This window comes from Vibrio sp. Of14-4, assembly GCF_022347625.1.
Lineage (GTDB): Bacteria > Pseudomonadota > Gammaproteobacteria > Enterobacterales > Vibrionaceae > Vibrio > Vibrio pristinus.
The window spans coordinates 283,564-300,655 of record NZ_JAKRGI010000004.1; the positions used below are offsets into that span (position 1 = coordinate 283,564).

Below are 17,092 nucleotides of genomic sequence, written 5' to 3' on the forward strand. Positions count from 1 at the left end.
CTATTATTCTATTGAAGGTGTAAGGTGATAATTTGATAGGTTAACTGCCCGCCAGAAATAAACAGTGCCCACCACATCAAACGTAAAAATAAGGCTGTATTTACTTTAGTCAGCAAGAATACTCCCAACTTTGTTGCTAAAAAAGCTGCCACAGCAAAAATTATAATCAAACCTGCATTATCGGAAAATGAAAAGCCCAGATAGAGAAACGCAGGTATTTTAGTCAAGTGGACAAAAAGCTGCATGATAGACTTGTTGGCAACAATACTTTCCTTTGATAAGTCATCACGCATGAAAAATGCCGTGAGCAAGGGATCAACCGCACCTGCAATAATTCCTAAACTACCTGCAGCCAGTCCTACCCAAAAAAAATTTTTATCCTTAATCTTCAACATCGGCAATTTTTTAGGTCTAAACAGTGTATAGGCAATAAGCAAGAGTAAAAGATATAAAGCAAATAAATCACTGACTAGCTCCACAAGCAACCGAGTCGTCAATGCAGCACCTATCAAAGCACCAAAACAAAATGGTATGCACATTTTGAAGGAGACGTCACGGCGCAGTAGCCAAGCCCGAATTCCATTTCCCACAATCTGAATGGATGCGTGAATTGCAATTAATGGCCTTACTGGAATGAATATACTCATGCCAGTGAACATCAAAATTCCACCAGCACTCCCTGTCAAGCTGGATAGCACGGAAGCCAAAACCACCACCAAGGTAGATAAGGCTAAGGTTGTGGTTGACAGAGAAATAACGTCCATTGCTTGTTTTACTACCCAGTCATAAATAGAACCATTAATGTAGGTGACATAAACCATTGTTCGTAGAGCCAACAACCAGTTTTTTTGGTACCAGTACTGGACTTAAAATCTGTCTAAATCTGGCTCTATTCACCTCATCTCATAGGTCTGTAAACTTTATCTACATACACAACACCTTAACTAAGCAAGCGGTGAGTTAGCCTGAACTAATGGTTCATTCATCGAACATCAGAGTTAAGCCGTTATAAAAAGTAGTAATCTTAAGGAGCTGATGATGAACGACATGGATATTCAATCACTGGTTGACAGCAATAATGAACACGTCTGGCACCATATGAAACCGCACCAAGCTACGCCTATGATGATCGAAAAAGGCCAAGGCATGTATGTCTGGGATGTTCACGGTAAACAATACTTAGATGCAGTCTCAGGGGGCGTATGGTGTGTCAATGTTGGCTATGGTCGCGAAGAAATCGCCAATGCGGTTAGAGACCAACTAGTGACGATGAACTACTTTGCTCAAACAGCCGGCAACCTTCCTGCCACGCGCTTTGCAGAAAAGCTTCTGGAGAAAATGCCTGGACTTAGCCGTGTTTATTACTCTAATTCTGGTTCTGAGGCCAACGAGAAAGCATTTAAGCTTGTCAGACAAATTGCAGCCAAAAAATATGGTGGCAAAAAGCACAAGATACTTTATCGCGAGCGTGACTACCACGGCACAACCATCGCTTGCTTAAGCGCGACAGGTCAAGAAGAAAGACGCGATCAATACGGTCCATTTACCCCTGGATTTGTCAGTGTCCCTCATTGTTGTGAGTATCGTTCTCAATGGGGCGAGACGGAAGATTATGGTCTTAAAGCAGCTAATGAAATTGAAAAAGTAATACTTAGAGAAGGGCCTGATACAGTTGGTGCCATTTGTCTTGAGCCTATAACAGCAGGAGGCGGCGTTATCGAGCCACCAGCTGGCTATTGGCAACGTGTACAAGAAATATGTCGCCAGTATGATGTTCTATTACATATCGATGAAGTAGTATGTGGCCTAGGACGAACTGGTAAGTGGTTTGGTTATCAACACTACGGAATACAACCAGATATCGTCACTATGGCCAAAGGTGTGGCATCAGGTTATGCCGCTATCTCATGTACAGTGACGACAGAACGCGTTTATCAACTGATCCATGACCAAGATACAACCAATCGTATGGACTTCTTCCGCGACATCTCTACGTTTGGAGGCTGCACCGCAGGACCTGTCGCAGCGCTTGCTAACCTAGAGATTATAGAAAGAGAGAACTTGGTTGAAAATGCACGTATACAAGGTGAATACCTGAAAGAAAAGATGCTTGAGTTGAAGAAAAAGCATCCCATTGTTGGCGATGTGCGTGGCAAAGGACTCTTTGTTGGCCTTGAGCTTGTGCAAGACAAAGCAACCAAGCAGCCTGTTGACGAGAGTGTAAGCGTTGCAGTAGCAGCTCATTGCGTAAAACACGGCGTTATTATTGGCAGAACGAACCGCTCGTTCCAGACACTCAATAACACCCTGTGTTTAAGTCCTGCGCTTGTCACTCAGCAATATGAAATAGATCTGATCGCACAGGCAATCGACAAGGCACTGACCGAAGTCGAAGAGAAATTACTTACACCAGCTTTGTAGGCGAAAGTACTTGCTCAATAGCATGAGATAATAAGCGGACCCCATCTTGGATGCGGTCCGTCTTTATCAGAGAAAACCCCAACCGGAAATATCGACTTGCCTCATATTTGACGTTAGAGAGCTGATGGAAGTGTTGGATTCCAGTCTCGATATAAACGCCATGTTTTAGTGCTTCTCTTTGTAAACGGACACAATCTAAACCTTGAGGTCCTTTAAGCCATATCGCACTTCCACCCAATGATGGTGCCATTTCAACACTAGGCATGAACTCTTGCAATGCTGTTTTCAGCAATTCATAACGCTCAGCATATCTAAGTTTCAGCCTATGTACCAAGGTATCGTGGTAACCACCGGCTAGGAAAAGCGCCAACGCGCGTTGGTTATTGGCCGGCGTGTGGCGCATCATTAATCGCCTCAACGCACGTGCTTCTCGTATTAGATGCTCTGGTCCAACCAAGTAACCAACTCTCAAACCCGGAGCTAGTGTTTTCGACAAACTACCGACATAAATCACTCTGCCTTCGTTATCTAAACTCTTTAGTGCCGGGGTTGGCGTTGAATAGAAGTTAAGCTCGCTCTCATAATCATCTTCAATGAGCACAAAGTCATGGTCAACAGCTTTCTGTAAAAGCTTAAGGCGACGCTCTAACGGCATGGTGACCGTGCTGGGTGATTGATGGCTAGGCGTTACAAATACATAGTCACAATCATCGATCTTTTGGTTCACAACCAATCCGTCTTTGTCTACGTCCAACTCACGAAGTTTTGTCTGGTTAAGATCAAAAATGTGGCGGACATCGGGATAACCAGGAGTTTCTAGTCCGAGGCAAGTGCCAAGACCTCCAAGCAATTGGCTCAACAGGTAAAGTGAATGCTGAGTACCTACTGTAAGCAAGATCTCATTTTGGTTACAGCGAACCCCTCGGCGCGCAAGAATGCGAGTCCTAAGCTGATCGATTAATAAGGGGTCATCTTCATCGATGCGGTCTTGCAACCACTCTTTTGCTTGCAGAGTCTGCGCTGCTCGTTGGGTACACTCCCGCCACTCCCTAACAGGAAAAAATTCAGGATCAGGTTGCCCATAAATAAATGGGTATTCACACTGCCGCCAAGCATCTGGTTTATGCAAATGTTGTTGCCGAGACGGTACAAGTCTTAGTTTGTTATCCCAATTAACACATGCTTCCCTTGGGGGTAAAGAAGAGTGGCTTGCCACTAGATTCTCGTCATAGGTAAAATGAACAAAGAATCCCTTTCTCTCTTTGGCAATCACATACCCTTCCTCAATCAGCTTTTCATAAGCTAGAACCACAGTATTGCGGGAAACTCCTAGCGTTTTTGCCAGTTCTCGACATGAGGGGAGCGGTTCGCCGCAACGAATGTGACCATCGAGGATACTCGTACTGATCATGTTCTTAATCTGGGTTTGCAAACTGGCACCCTTGCCGAACTTAATGTAAAATAGATGCTTCATTTTGTTATTATTATCAACAATTTATTAACTAGTTGGCCCCATTTTTAACACACTTCTGGCTCTAAGAGTAATCCGACCTTTTATCTATGATGAGTCCTATGCCGTTAATAACGCAGGACTTTATTCCATGCATCTACATCCGCCTAATTCACCCCTTCGGGTACTACTTTGGTTTATACTATCCACTTTATCTTTTCCCTCTTTCGCCACAGAACCAAACCAAGCGCTTAACTTCGACCAGAAGGTCAATTCCTTCATTTCTCCTATTGCACAACAACTGTCTTCGATTGTTTTCTACGAAATTAGCTTGTTCGGTTATTCCGTGCCCATCATTGTTTTATGGCTAAGCATGGCCGCTGTTTTTTTCACCTTTTACTTAAACTTTGTTAATTTACGCGGTTTAGGGACGGCATTTCGCTTAATTCGAGGTGACTACACCAATCCAAAAGCGACCGGAGAAATTTCTCACTTTCAAGCCGTTGCTACCGCGATATCAGGGACTGTAGGGATTGGTAATATCGGTGGTGTTGCCGTTGCGATTACCATAGGTGGACCAGGTGCAACCTTCTGGCTCATCATGGCTGGCTTTCTTAGCATGTCGACCAAGCTGGTTGAATGCACTTTGGGTGTTAAATATCGAAAAGTGAATCCAGATGGTAGTATTTCCGGTGGTCCCATGTATTACCTTGAGCACTACTTAAAAAGTCGCAACTACCCAAGGTTGGGTAAATGTTTAGGCGGTTTTTATGCACTCGCTCTGGTTATTGGATGCTTGGGAATTGGCAATATGTTCCAATCTAATCAAGCCTATGCTCAGCTTTTAGTTGTAACAGGGGAAAGCCAAAGCTTCTTTGCTGATAAAGGATGGCTCTTTGGCGTGATTATGGCTGTATTGGTCGCTTTGGTCATTCTTGGCGGTATTAGTTCCATTGCCAAGGTTACCGCCAAGCTTGTTCCTATCATGGCGATTCTCTATGTGGTTTCTGCCTGCGTGATTCTGACCATGAGCGCTGAGCATCTACCCAATGCTGTATCGCTTATATTCTCGCACGCTTTTAGCCTCGAAAGTGCCACTGGCGGGGCGATAGGAGCCATTATAGTTGGATTCCAGCGGGCGGTATTCTCTAATGAAGCCGGAATAGGTTCATCATCCATTGCCCACTCTGCGGTACAAACTGATGAACCTGCTTCAGAAGGTCTGGTTTCTTTGTTCGAACCACTGATTGACACCGTGTTTATTTGTACTCTCAGCGCCTTGGTTGTTATCTCTACTGCTTATCCTACCGGTCTTATTCATGGTGAACTTGTCGGTATTGAACTTACTTCAGCAGTCTTCGCCCATCATATTACTTGGGCCCCTTACCCACTAGCCATTGCGGCTCTGCTGTTTGCTTTTTCCACCACCATTGCTTGGTCATATTATGGATTGAAAGGATGGACTTATCTCTTCGGTGAGAAGCGTCACTCAAAACTTTTATTTAAACTTATGTTCTGCAGTTTTGTCGCTTTGGGCAGCATGATTCACCTAGACGCTGTGCTTCAATTCTCCGATGCCTTGGTATTTTTAATTGCAGTTCCCAACGTCCTCGGTCTGTACTTATTCGCTCCACTGGTTAAACGTGAGGTCGAAGACTACCTAAACCGAATTAAGCTTGGAGAGATTGTAAACTATCGCCTTATCGAGAAAACTAGCGACACACGCATACATGGTAGTAACTTTTGGTATCGGATTGTTAAGCGATCCAATTACAAGTCAGAGCGTGCCTAGGTTTATAAACTAGTGAATTTCTCAATCTAAAAATAATATAGAAAGCTCAGGATAGATAATAAACTGGGCTTTCTAGTTATTTGACTTCTCTACCCAATAAACTTAGACGAACTGATAATGCTCCCTTTTTAAAACTATTGTTTATATATAGAAAGCAATGTTTCAACGTCGTTAGTTACTAATTCATTCACATCATGCTCTTCTTGGATTTCACTCTGTTCCAATCTATTTATTTTCTCTTTCAAATTTTCAGCATCTAGGTTAAGTTCTGGATAAGATTTATTATTATAGATAAAGTTATCTAATCTATTCGAAGCTTCATAAAATTTATTATTAGAAATTAGTCTAAATGCTTCTATAAAATCAATAAACTCACTTTGCCCTTCCCATACTTCATCAGCCAGATCATTCTTTCCTGAGAAAAAGTATGCAACTCCTAACTGAAAACGACATAATTGATTATCGGGGTCAGATTCTATTACCTTTTTAAAAAGTAAAATAGCTCTCTCATACAAACCTATTTGACAAAGTATCGCTGCATGAATAAATGTAATTGAAGTTAACTCAAATTCTCTACCATTACAAAGCTCTAGAGCCTTGGTTAATTCATTAGACTTCACATAGTATGTGAGCAAAGCAAGTACTTCTTCTTCGTTTAAATTATCAATCATTAGAGTGAAATCCTATTTTTTTAATGTCTAGTATTGTTTCAGAATGTAGTTGAGATACTCTTGATGGCGAAACTCCCAAGCTTTTAGAGATGTCTTTAAATGTCATGCCTTTATAATAATGACAATAGATGAGGTCAAGCTGACTATCAGTGAGAATTGAAAGAACATTATCAATAAAATTTTTAGTCATCAGGAAACTCTGTTCATTAAATTCATAGTGAAGAGATAATAATCGATAGTTATCTTTATGATCTATAATAAACTCTTCAATAGAAATAGAATAATAAAATTCTCTGTAACTATTGAAAGTAAGCTTCCTAAGTTCATAGTTAATACACTTAAGTATGTAATTTTTAAATTTTCCTTTTTCAGGTCTAAATTTTTTTAACGACTCCAGAGCTACGACGTAGGCTGTGTTTAGATAGTCATCAAAGTCGACTCTTGACATGTGACCATATAGACGGAAAAATTTTTGTGCCATCATATAACACCAATCATATATTTCTTCAAAATACGTGATTCTTTTTATATTACCCACTATAAATTATATTCCGAAACCTTTTATCAAACTTCCGACTATCAATGTCCAACCATCTACCAGCACGAATATCAATAACTTAACAGGTAGAGATATAGAAATTGGAGGAAGCATAATCATACCGAGAGCCATTAGAATACTCGCTACAATTAAATCTATTAATATAAATGGGAGAAATATAATAAATGCAAATTGAAAGGCTGCTTTCAATTCTGACAACATAAATGCTGGAATCAGTATAGTCAGATCATACCCTATTATATTAAAATTCTGTGAGCTCTCCTCGGTAAGGTTTTTAATAAAATCATAATCGCTATCATCTACTCTTTCGTATATGAATTTAGAGAATGTTTTCAAACCAATATCGATAGATTCTTCTTGTATTATCTCTCCCCGAGTATATGGATCGTAAGCCGATTGCTTTATGTCTCCAATCAATGGTGTCATAGTGAAAAAACTCATGAACATTGCCATTGAAATAATGACAATATTCGGCGGAGTTTGCTGTAAACCTAAAGCGGTTCTTAATAATGATAGAACAATAACATAGCGGGTGAAACAAGTTGCCGATACAAGAAGCAGTGGTATTAGTGCCGCTAGTGAGAATAAGAGAACAGACTGAATTACTGGATGAGAAAAATCAATACTCATTTCTTTTTCCTTGGTCTATATTATCAACCGAAATAGATATAGATGATGAGTTAGATGCTATAAATAGCTTTCTCCCCTCATAATCGAGGACATATATCTTTGTGGAATTATCAAGGTATACTTTTTCTTTAATCTTTAATTTATTGCCATCCTTAATCTTCTTTCCGTACTTAGTTTTGGATAGGTATGGGATAAATATCAATAAAACAATGAGAAGAAAAAGCACCAAGATATACTCGATGCTAAACTGCATTATTACTCCATAACTTCTGTTACTTCAACAGCAAAACATCCGTCTTGCTCAACAAGAATACCTTGGGCTATCGGCTTGTTATTCAAAACAACAGATACTTTTTCAGAAAGCTTAATTCCTGAGCTTATAACATTGCCAGTCTTAACATTCATGACGTTATCAAGAGTTGTTTCTATCGAGCCTATATTAATTTCAAGTTCCACTCTAACACTATTAAAATTATCAAAATTCATAATATATCATCCGAAAATTATTTTATTTTTATTATTATCAACTAAAAGCAATGCTTTACTTGGTAACTCATAGTCATCATACTTTAGTCTTAGCCCTTCTTTAATTTTTCTATTAGAACTAATTTTTTCGCCTACTTTCAAAGACATTAAATCTTTAGCACTTACTTCAACACTAGGTAATGTGATGTTAAGTGAAACTTTCATATCCTTGCATATAGAAATTATTTTTTCTTTGCTAATATTTTTACCTACTGAACTGGAGTAGTTTTTCTGAAAGCTATTCGATAAGATTTCCTCAGAAACTCCTATAATTAAACTTTCACTACCATTAACTCTAAAGAAATTTAATCTTGATTTTCTCTTAATGTTAGAATCTAAAATTTTATTTATCTTTTCAATCACAGAGTACTTGAGCAGCTCTTGTTGGATGCACTTGGATTTATGTATAAAATCACGTCCAAACTCATAGTAAAAATATCGTTCAATGGCTTTGTCTTCAAAGAAAATCTCATAGTGTTCACCAGACACAACGGTACTTCTACTATCTATCGATATTTTATCTATAGGATTAATATTTATATTTGTACCCGAAATACTCCAAATAGACTCATATATTTCTTGTAGTACCTTTTCCTGTGAGGACTTTTCCAAGCTAATATTCATCATCTACCAGATCCACCATAAAGTTGTTCGACTAACTGATTGGCAACAGTCATAACTCTCGAACTTGCTTGATACGATCTCTGAATAACCATCATATCACCGAATTCTCTAGCTAGATCCACATTGGATAATTCAATCGCCCCACCAATAAGTTTTGCGTCCAACCCCTCTCCTATCTTGACTAGATCAGGAGTGCCTTGAGTTCTACTCAGAAGGTGACCTTTGTGGGTTTTAAAGAGTTCGTAATTTGTCACTTTAGCCAAGGCTAGTGTTCCCAAGTCACTTTCATCACCATTACCGTAAATCAGCGTGATTTCTCCTCTTTCACCAATTCGAACTTCGCTGTAAGGAGATTCGGTACTCCCATCTACGGTATCCACCTTCAAAGAAGAAGCTTGCCCCGGTTGTCCCAGAATCACACCAGAAAGAGACCCGGGTTCACCAAAGCTCAGGCTAATCAGTTGCTCATTAGGCAGACCAATGGAAATTGTTGTCGATCCTGATTTAAGTGTTCCATTAGATTCAAAGTTAATCTCTCCGGTGCCTACCTCATTATTTCGGCCATCTAATATTGAGACAGTCCATGACTCAGAGTCACCAACTCTACTTATCTTTGCATTTAAGTATTGATAAGACCCATTATCAGCTACATATCCGATTTCCTCTAGGCTAGCCGTTCCCTCGTCTACTGATAATTCACCACGTAATTTAATTTCAGTTGTCGGAACAGCTGGAATCGAGAGCTTATCAGAAGCATCAATTACACCGATTTGATCACTATGATCAAATGCAATGACTTCAAATCCACTTTGTTTGTCTACTAGGATATTTTCTTCATTAAACCTCATCATACCTGCCCGGGTATAATAACGTTCATCACCATGTTGAAGAGCAAATAAGCCGCGTCCATCTATGAATAGATCAGTCGAGTTTCCAGTTTGAGAAATTTCTCCCTGATTGTATCTTTGATGAATCTCAGATATTTGAGAACCAAGACCTTTTGATCGGGTCTCGACGCTTTGCATGAATACATCTTTAGCCTTAAATCCTGGCGTCTGCATATTTGACACATTATCACTAACGACATCTAGTGCTTTACTACTGGAATTCATTCCTGATAAGCCATTGTAAAATGCTTGGAACATAAGCGATGTTTCACTCCCTTACTTATATATTCTTGACAAGTTGCCTACTGGCACATCATTCAGATACAAATCCTCGCCCGAAGCATCTTTGGATTTAAGAGAAACAACAGTACCTGAAGAGTTAAAACCAACAGATATAACTTCTCCCATTACAGAGTTGCCTCCAGAAATAGTTTCAGCGGTTTTCCCGATTAGGCTGACTCCTTGGGTAGACTCAACAAGCTGTCGCACAGCCGAAAGTTCTTGGTTAGACATTCGGCTTGACTCTAACAAAGAAAATTGAGCCATCTGAGCAAGAAAATCTTGATTGTTAACCGGCTCTAAGGGATCTTGAGCTTTTAATTGAGACATAAATAGTTTAATAAAATCATCTTGTCTTAAAGCTGAATTAACATTAGATATGTTATTCGTCTGACTAATGCCATTTATTGGTTGTATCGCCATTCATTCACCGAAATATCCCATTGTGCTTAATATCTATATTTCCAGAAAAATAACCCCTGAATTTATTAGGTATTTGTCTAATTTTTTCATTGCCTATTTTACCCTTATAATCGCGAATATAGACTATGATCTTTTCTTTACTTTTTATTATTTTAATAAAAATATTAGAGTACTCGACAGCATAGTATGGTGGAGATGTCTTCTCAGAGAAACGAGCATTATTCAGATCAGAGTACCTCGAAAGCCTTAAAAGTTTTTTTTGGCCTTTGACTACACTATCATAATTAATGTTGATTATATCAAAGTTGAAACCAACACTCAAAGGTTTGAAAATACTTATATTTTCATTGATAGCCCTACTACATTCGAAGCTATGGATTAGATTTACGTTTTCGTTATTTACATCAATGCTTGAATTTATAAATCTACCTGATGCCAAAAGAGAGTGATAGTAAACATCCGTATTGGACTTGTTTACACTAAGTTTTTTACCTTCAGAAATTCTTCGCAAGACTATTTGCTCATACAAGTCTGTATTTTTACTTTCGCTTTGATCTTGATTTTTTAACTTTCTCTCTATATCTAGAAGCGAAGAAAACTGATCATTACATTCAGCATTAGGCACATCACTACTACTTTTTTGCCTTTCTTGAAAAATTGTTGATGTCCCAAGTATTTCTGACGCTTTCTGCATAAATTTGCCTAGATAATGTGTCGTCTAAATTTTTTTTAAAATTGTCTTTAAAAACTGAAATTTTATTTCTATTGCCGAGCATATCAAAATTTTTCTTTAAAGACTTTTGTATTGCTTCTAATCCAGCCAATTCCTCTTCCAATTCTAACTTCTGGGAAACCTTATCCTTCAGAAGTGACTCATAGGATTCTTGATGAAGGAGCATACTATGTATAATTGGGTTTACAATTTCAGTATCCAACCGTAAAGATTCTGTCGACCACATGTTAATCTCACGGCTCATTTGTTGCTTTTTCTTATTAATACACTCTATCTCTTGAGAGATGTTTTTTTTATCTGTACATTTTTTATAAAACTCTTGCTGATTTACTAAATACTTAATCCGAATAACTTTTTGCATAGTTTTTTATATCACTGATAAGGCTTTTTGATAACGTTCTTCCAGAAGAGTAGAGCTCTTTATCCAACCTAGATTTGATCTTGATAGTCGCGTCAATTTCCGCATTAGTGCCGCGTGTATAAATACCAGTTTTAACAACATCTTCTATATCAGCATACCTGCTATAAGCAAACTTTATTTGTTTAGCAATAATTTTACTTTCATTACTGAATATTCTTTCTGACACTCGGGACCTGCTTTTCAATATATCAATAGAAGGATATAATCCTATGTCAGAAAGCTTTCGTTCTAGGAAAAGATGTCCATCTAGAATGCCTCGCATATAGTCGGATACTGGCTCGTGTTCATCATCACCATCCACGAGAACAGACATCAAACCAGTAATACTTCCGCCATTAACGAAGTTACCGCACATTTCCACAATTTTAGACAACTCAGTGAATACTGACGGTGGGTATCCTCTGACTATAGGCAACTCACCTCTAGAAATGCCCACCTCTCTCAAAGCATGGGCTAGTCTGGTAATAGAATCCACGGTGAGCAATACATGCTTACCTTGGTCGCAAAACGCTTTTGCGTAAGATAGTGCTACATTAAGCGCTCGATGCTTCATCATCGGGCTTTCATCAGAAGTCGAAGCTACAATGAATGTATCTTTACTTTGGTTGAAATTGATAAAGTTGTCATAGAACTCGATTACTTCTCTGCTACGCTCGCCGATCATAGCAATAATTTTCACATCAGCCTGCATTGCGTGATGCATGTTATTAAGTAATGTTGATTTGCCCACCCCTGAGCCAGAAAACACTCCTAATTTTTGCCCTTTTCCTATGGGAAGTAGGTGATCAATGACCTTAATAGAAGTTAAAGCTATAGTATCTACTGAAGATCGTTGACTCAAAGCCGGAGTTTCTGTAGTCAACATGATATGCTCATTGCTCTCGTTCAACTTTTTAGTACTGATATCCTCCCCCAAGCCATTGAGAATTCGACCAAATGGCTCTGAAAGATGTTTAACTTTCGCTTGTGCTCCTGAATACCAAACTTTATCCCCAACACCGATACCCGATGGCATTTTTAGAGGAGCTAAGAGCACTGTATCATTGGAGATTGAAACCACTTCACACTCTAGATCCTCACCTCTATTCTTTACTTTAGTGATTTCACCGACTTTAGCATTTTGATTTGTTGCTTCGATAAAATAACCATGGACCTGCGTTACTTTTCCATAGTTATCCAATAAGCTGTCAGGATTAACGCCTGAAAAAATTTTTTCAACTAGGAAATCAGAGCGCACGAACTAACTCCAGTAAATTCTCTTTAATGTGTAGCTTAATATCTTGTGCAGACACTCTCACATCATGATGTTTTAGGCATACTAATATTTCATCAACTTGCAGTTCGTTACTTACCTTTACAGCTATATTTTTTGTACATACACCTCGATTCAATTCATACAACTCTTCGGACATTTCTATTGAAATCAATTGGCCATCAAATTTATCTAATGCATAACTAAATAGTGCCTTACTCACAACCTCTTGACTAAATAAACCGCCAAATGCTGTTACAGTATTATGTATTAAGTGTGTATCAAGTATCTTTTTTTCATTAATCAGTGTTTGACTAAATTTCTCCAGTGATTGTTCAAAACACGTCCATATCTTTTGCTTTCTCTGGTCATCAGTACACTGTTCTTCTAATCGTGATAAAGTATTTCTTTTTTGATCTATTGAAATATTTAGTGTTTCAAGCTCTTTTTGTGCTTCTTTCAACTGCTCGTCAACTAACGAACGGCTGTGAGATAGGCCATCTCGTATACCGTTTTTTTTATGTTCCTCATAAATAGACTTAAGCTCTTCAGAGAATACCTCTTCAATATGCTGCTTTACTGAAGCTGAATTAAACATTGACATATTGGAACCTTTAACTGTTTATCTTTGTGTATTTGTATAATGCAGTAGTGCGCGTTTCATTGAGGGTGACAAGCGACTATGGACTACATATGCTTCAGGCAAAGATTCAGCTGAAAATGATTCACTTTGAACTAAAAAGTTTAGCACATTAGTCATTTCTTGATGTTCAGGGTTAGATACTCTTACTTCTGTATCATGAGTTGTTTTACTGTTCTCAAAAGCTTTTCTAATAACACTTAATGAGAGCTTTGGTATATTATTTAACTCAGCTTCCAATTGCTTCTTCATCGAAACATCTAGATTTGAAAGCACCTTTTTTCTGATGGAGGATGAAGACTTCAGATAAAGGAGCCAAGCATTATCACCGCTGTTCAATTTGCTTCTCCTCTAGCCACATATTTAACCCTTCTAACACTTTTTTCTCTTCTCCTGGCGTAAGTTTTTCCAACGCTTTAAGTTTACGATTTTGCACAAGAAGAACTGCGCTAATAAACGTGAGAATAGTGATGAGTATAACCAGATAAGGACCTGAAAAAATGCTAAACGAAGCATTTGATGTCTTCTGGACGCTTTGTAAATTATCGACTGGAGTTGGGCTTACTACTTTAACTGGGTCTGGAGATACATCCAAGTTAGGCCTCTCTGCAATAACAACAGTGAGTAAGTCACCGCGTGAATAATCCAGTGAGAGTGCACTAGTTATAAGTTGGCGTAACTTATCTTCGGTCAGATACTTCGTTGCCGGAGTAATTATACTTACGGTCAATCTCTCGATGCTACCTTTTGCGTAATCGATATTTCTTGTCACTTCTCGATATACAAACTGTTCATCTGTTATTTCTTTACTACTCTTTTTGTTCTTACCAAGCTGAACTTCTGTCGTCCTTTGCTTAACAACAGGATCAAAACGTTCATCGACACCTTGAGATACTTCACTAACTTGATCATTGTTTAAAGTAACCCAAGCAGATACACCGATATCCTGAGCACTAAAGTAAGAACCAAGTAAAGAAACAATTTTCATCTCGACCTGTTTTTCTAGCTGAGACTTTAAGCCAATAGTCCCTTCTATCATTCCATCATCATTTGATGATAAAACTTCCCCTTTGTTATTAAGAATACTGATATCATCAAGAGAGAGGTTGTTTACCGAACCAGATACTAACTCACGTACAGAACGCATAATCATTGCCATATTGGCCATTCCATCAGTGTCCAAACCAAGAGTAATGGCAGCCTTAACTTTGGTCTTAGTTCGAGAAAATGTTTTTTCTCTCGGTATGGCCAAATGCACTCGTGCTGACTCGACGCCTTGAATGAGAAGAATCGACTTCTCCAGCTCCCCTTGGAGAGCTCGTTGATAATTGACTTTTTGATACAATTCTGACATTGAAGGCTGGGAATCATTAAATAGCTCAAAGCCGACGATCTTTGGCCCAAAGACATTATCATTAGCTAGTTGTACTTTAACTTTTCCTATATCGCCTTCAGATATCATCAAACCATTAACTCCAGATGGTGGATAGCTGAACTCTATTCCTGATTCATTAAGACTATTAGATATTAACGCTAATGTTTTTTGCGGTTGATCAGAAAAAAGCAGCACTTTTTCTTTACCGACAAAGTACATATAAGTGATTATTGAAAGAATAATTATTGCTAAGCTACCAAAAACTAGGAGGTATTTGCCTTTTTTACTTATTTCCATTTTTTATACTTGCATTCTTGTTATTTCTTTATAGGCATCAACCAGTTTATCTCTCATCGCTACTGTATACTCGAGAGTTAACTTAGCTTTCTCCATGTCAATTAAGAGCGTATGCAAATCAACTTGCTCACCTTTAGCTAATGCGGATATAGTATCATCGATTCTATTTAATCTATCACTAAAGCTAACATTGCCAGGTTGTAAATTGAGATCTACACTCCCCAATTTAGGCAGTTCTTCAAACCCTATCTTTTCTACTTTCATTGTCACTTACCACCTATTTTCATGATATTCCTTGATATCTCCTTGGAATTATTAAAAAGACGAATGCTAGCTTCATAGGCATTTTTTGCTTCGTTTAAGTCTATGACTTTTTCTTCTAGGTTTATATCAACTCTATATTCAATATTACCAGATTGATATTCGGCTCTTTTTTTACTTTTATCTACCTCTATTAAAAAATCTGGTGATTGAGTATGGCCAATAACTACATCAGTAATATTTGGTAATTGATTCACCTTCAGATAAAATTCTCCAGGCACATCAGAGCTATTCGAATAAGTCTTGTTAATATTTGCAAGGTTTTCCGAAGCTGCTTCTAGCCTTCTAGATTCTAATGATAAAGAAAGCTTCATCAAATCTATGGATGATAGGTTAATCACTTAACGCATACCCTTCATGACAAGCCTCTCAATTTCCAGGCGTCGATTAAGCACATCAACAAGCTGGCCACTTTTACTGGAAAGGTCTATCGACTGCATCATTATCTGTTCTAGGCTTTGTTCAGTTTCAGTAAGTGAAACTATATTTCTCATACTTTTCGTGTTCTGACTATTGCCCGTTAAAATATCATTGAAAGAAGCTGTATACTGCGGTTTATTAAGCCTTTTCGATATTAGGTTGTAGTTATTAATTCTATTTTGTATTGATATCTTTTCTAGTGATATCGATATTTCATTTAATATCGTATTGATTTTTTCCATTGTGAACCTTACTGAATAATTAACTTACCGTTGATAGCACCCGCTTTATCTGCGGCTTGAAGAATGACAATGACATCTCTAGTTGATAACCCAAGTTGCCTTAGCTCTTTTACTAAGTTAAATACTGTCGTTTCATGTTCTGTTTGCTTAACCTTACCCACTTTCTCATTTATACTGATTTTTGTATCTGGAGTTACAATGGTACTTCCTGAAGGTTGGTTAAAACTTCCTATAATATTATTATTGGGTTGGCTAACATTATATTTTGTCTTTATGCTAAGTTCTAAGTTTCCATGGGCAACGGTTATTGACTTTACTTTTACATTACCACCAGAAACGATTGTTCCTGTGCGTTCATTAACAATAATCAGAGCTTCTTCATCAGTTAGAACATTCAGAGATTCTATTTGAGCAATAGACCGAACTAAGTCACCTTTATTTTTATACGGAACGGCTACCTCAACTTTTCCTGAATGTATTGCTTCCGCCTGATACCCCAAGCCTTTAATAGCATCGGCTACATTGATTGCAGTCCCAAAATCTGAGTTGTTGAGAACAATACCAACCTTGCCGTTGTCATTAACCATCTTAGCAATATTATCACGCTCAATCGTACCGCCTTTTGGTACAATCCCTACAGTCGGGTGATTTTTTTGCTCTGTATTTCCAAACTGTTCAAACTTGTATCCTCCGACTGATATTTGACCTTGTGCTATAGCATAAGTCTGGCCATTTATCGCTTCCAGAGGTGTAAGTAGTAGAGTGCCTCCGACTAAACTTCTGGCATCACCAATCGCTGAAACTGAGACATCAAGCTTATCGCCTTTTTCGGCGAAGCTTCCAATATTGGCGGTAACCATAACAGCAGCAGCATTCCTACTATTAACTTCAGAGTCACTTACTAGTACACCGAACGATTTCAAGGTATTTGAAATACTTCTTATCGTGGATTTATTTTTTCTTGAATCTCCACTACCAGCTAAACCAACGACCACGCCATATCCTATAAGCGCATTATCTCTTTCACCCTCCAATCTAGCGATATCTTTTAACCTAACATAGCTCTCTTGAGCATAAGAATTAATAGGTAAACTAGCGAAAAGGAACACTAAGATGAGAAAACGTTTCAT

At 38.2% G+C, this 17,092-nt stretch carries 21 protein-coding genes; 2 read left to right on the plus strand and 19 right to left on the minus strand.

Features of this window, described 5'->3' with window-relative positions:
• Positions 1–8 precede the first annotated feature (8 nt).
• The gene (locus MHN79_RS06500) at positions 9–821 is read right to left on the minus strand and encodes a sulfite exporter TauE/SafE family protein (protein ID WP_239172184.1); all 813 of its coding nucleotides are present in this window, start codon (positions 819–821) and stop codon (positions 9–11) included.
• A 214-nt stretch (positions 822–1,035) separates the two neighbouring features.
• Here MHN79_RS06500 and MHN79_RS06505 point away from each other — a divergent pair, with 214 nt between their 5' ends.
• Complete coding sequence (locus tag MHN79_RS06505; protein ID WP_239172185.1) at positions 1,036–2,421, plus strand: aminotransferase; 1,386 nt, start codon at positions 1,036–1,038, stop codon at positions 2,419–2,421.
• Here the strand turns inward: MHN79_RS06505 and MHN79_RS06510 are convergent.
• Complete coding sequence (locus MHN79_RS06510) at positions 2,405–3,853, minus strand: PLP-dependent aminotransferase family protein (RefSeq protein WP_239172186.1); 1,449 nt, start codon at positions 3,851–3,853, stop codon at positions 2,405–2,407. The genes MHN79_RS06505 and MHN79_RS06510 overlap by 17 nt on opposite strands.
• Positions 3,854–4,022: 169 nt before the next feature.
• Between MHN79_RS06510 and MHN79_RS06515 the strand changes: the two genes are divergently transcribed.
• Positions 4,023–5,663 carry an alanine/glycine:cation symporter family protein gene (locus MHN79_RS06515; RefSeq protein ID WP_239172187.1) on the plus strand — a complete coding sequence of 547 codons (1,641 nt, stop codon included), beginning with the start codon at positions 4,023–4,025 and terminating at the stop codon, positions 5,661–5,663.
• Between the two features lie 134 nt (positions 5,664–5,797).
• Here the strand turns inward: MHN79_RS06515 and MHN79_RS06520 are convergent, their stop codons facing one another.
• From MHN79_RS06520 to MHN79_RS06600, 17 genes are all read right to left on the minus strand, one after another.
• Complete coding sequence (locus MHN79_RS06520) at positions 5,798–6,334, minus strand: hypothetical protein (RefSeq protein WP_239172188.1); 537 nt, start codon at positions 6,332–6,334, stop codon at positions 5,798–5,800.
• Entirely contained in the window at positions 6,327–6,872 is a 546-nt protein-coding gene (locus MHN79_RS06525) for a sigma-70 family RNA polymerase sigma factor (protein ID WP_308218919.1), read from the minus strand. Before MHN79_RS06525 ends, MHN79_RS06520 begins: the two co-directional genes overlap by 8 nt.
• A gap of 6 nt (positions 6,873–6,878) precedes the next feature.
• Positions 6,879–7,523 carry a flagellar type III secretion system pore protein FliP gene (gene fliP, locus MHN79_RS06530; RefSeq protein WP_239172189.1) on the minus strand — a complete coding sequence of 215 codons (645 nt, stop codon included), beginning with the start codon at positions 7,521–7,523 and terminating at the stop codon, positions 6,879–6,881.
• A 255-nt stretch (positions 7,524–7,778) separates the two neighbouring features.
• Complete coding sequence (locus tag MHN79_RS06535; RefSeq protein WP_239172190.1) at positions 7,779–8,009, minus strand: FliM/FliN family flagellar motor C-terminal domain-containing protein; 231 nt, start codon at positions 8,007–8,009, stop codon at positions 7,779–7,781.
• Between the two features lie 6 nt (positions 8,010–8,015).
• Positions 8,016–8,675 carry a hypothetical protein gene (locus MHN79_RS06540; RefSeq protein ID WP_239172191.1) on the minus strand — a complete coding sequence of 220 codons (660 nt, stop codon included), beginning with the start codon at positions 8,673–8,675 and terminating at the stop codon, positions 8,016–8,018.
• A complete protein-coding gene (gene flgF, locus MHN79_RS06545) occupies positions 8,672–9,817 on the minus strand; it encodes a flagellar basal-body rod protein FlgF (RefSeq protein WP_239172192.1) in 1,146 nt (381 codons plus the stop codon). Before flgF ends, MHN79_RS06540 begins: the two co-directional genes overlap by 4 nt.
• A gap of 18 nt (positions 9,818–9,835) precedes the next feature.
• The gene (locus MHN79_RS06550) at positions 9,836–10,261 is read right to left on the minus strand and encodes a flagellar hook capping FlgD N-terminal domain-containing protein (RefSeq protein ID WP_160931398.1); all 426 of its coding nucleotides are present in this window, start codon (positions 10,259–10,261) and stop codon (positions 9,836–9,838) included.
• Between the two features lie 4 nt (positions 10,262–10,265).
• Positions 10,266–10,955: a hypothetical protein gene (locus tag MHN79_RS06555; RefSeq protein ID WP_239172193.1), complete on the minus strand. Its 690-nt coding sequence runs from the start codon at positions 10,953–10,955 to the stop codon at positions 10,266–10,268.
• On the minus strand, positions 10,894–11,355 hold the full coding sequence (locus MHN79_RS06560) for a hypothetical protein (protein WP_239172194.1): 462 nt from the start codon (positions 11,353–11,355) through the stop codon (positions 10,894–10,896). Before MHN79_RS06560 ends, MHN79_RS06555 begins: the two co-directional genes overlap by 62 nt.
• Positions 11,333–12,652 (minus strand): FliI/YscN family ATPase, encoded by a 1,320-nt coding sequence (locus MHN79_RS06565; protein WP_239172195.1) that lies wholly within the window; start codon positions 12,650–12,652, stop codon positions 11,333–11,335. Before MHN79_RS06565 ends, MHN79_RS06560 begins: the two co-directional genes overlap by 23 nt.
• The gene (locus MHN79_RS06570) at positions 12,642–13,271 is read right to left on the minus strand and encodes a hypothetical protein (protein WP_239172196.1); all 630 of its coding nucleotides are present in this window, start codon (positions 13,269–13,271) and stop codon (positions 12,642–12,644) included. The genes MHN79_RS06565 and MHN79_RS06570 overlap by 11 nt, the downstream gene beginning before the upstream one ends.
• A gap of 18 nt (positions 13,272–13,289) precedes the next feature.
• On the minus strand, positions 13,290–13,646 hold the full coding sequence (locus MHN79_RS06575; RefSeq protein ID WP_239172197.1) for a hypothetical protein: 357 nt from the start codon (positions 13,644–13,646) through the stop codon (positions 13,290–13,292).
• The gene (locus MHN79_RS06580) at positions 13,633–14,979 is read right to left on the minus strand and encodes a flagellar M-ring protein FliF C-terminal domain-containing protein (RefSeq protein WP_239172198.1); all 1,347 of its coding nucleotides are present in this window, start codon (positions 14,977–14,979) and stop codon (positions 13,633–13,635) included. Before MHN79_RS06580 ends, MHN79_RS06575 begins: the two co-directional genes overlap by 14 nt.
• Positions 14,980–14,982: 3 nt before the next feature.
• Positions 14,983–15,243 (minus strand): flagellar hook-basal body complex protein FliE, encoded by a 261-nt coding sequence (locus MHN79_RS06585; RefSeq protein ID WP_239172199.1) that lies wholly within the window; start codon positions 15,241–15,243, stop codon positions 14,983–14,985.
• 2 nt (positions 15,244–15,245) lie between these two features.
• A complete protein-coding gene (locus tag MHN79_RS06590; RefSeq protein WP_239172200.1) occupies positions 15,246–15,641 on the minus strand; it encodes a hypothetical protein in 396 nt (131 codons plus the stop codon).
• Positions 15,642–15,794 carry a hypothetical protein gene (locus MHN79_RS06595; RefSeq protein ID WP_160931416.1) on the minus strand — a complete coding sequence of 51 codons (153 nt, stop codon included), beginning with the start codon at positions 15,792–15,794 and terminating at the stop codon, positions 15,642–15,644. It abuts the gene before it with no gap.
• A gap of 176 nt (positions 15,795–15,970) precedes the next feature.
• Entirely contained in the window at positions 15,971–17,092 is a 1,122-nt protein-coding gene (locus tag MHN79_RS06600; protein WP_160931418.1) for a flagellar basal body P-ring protein FlgI, read from the minus strand.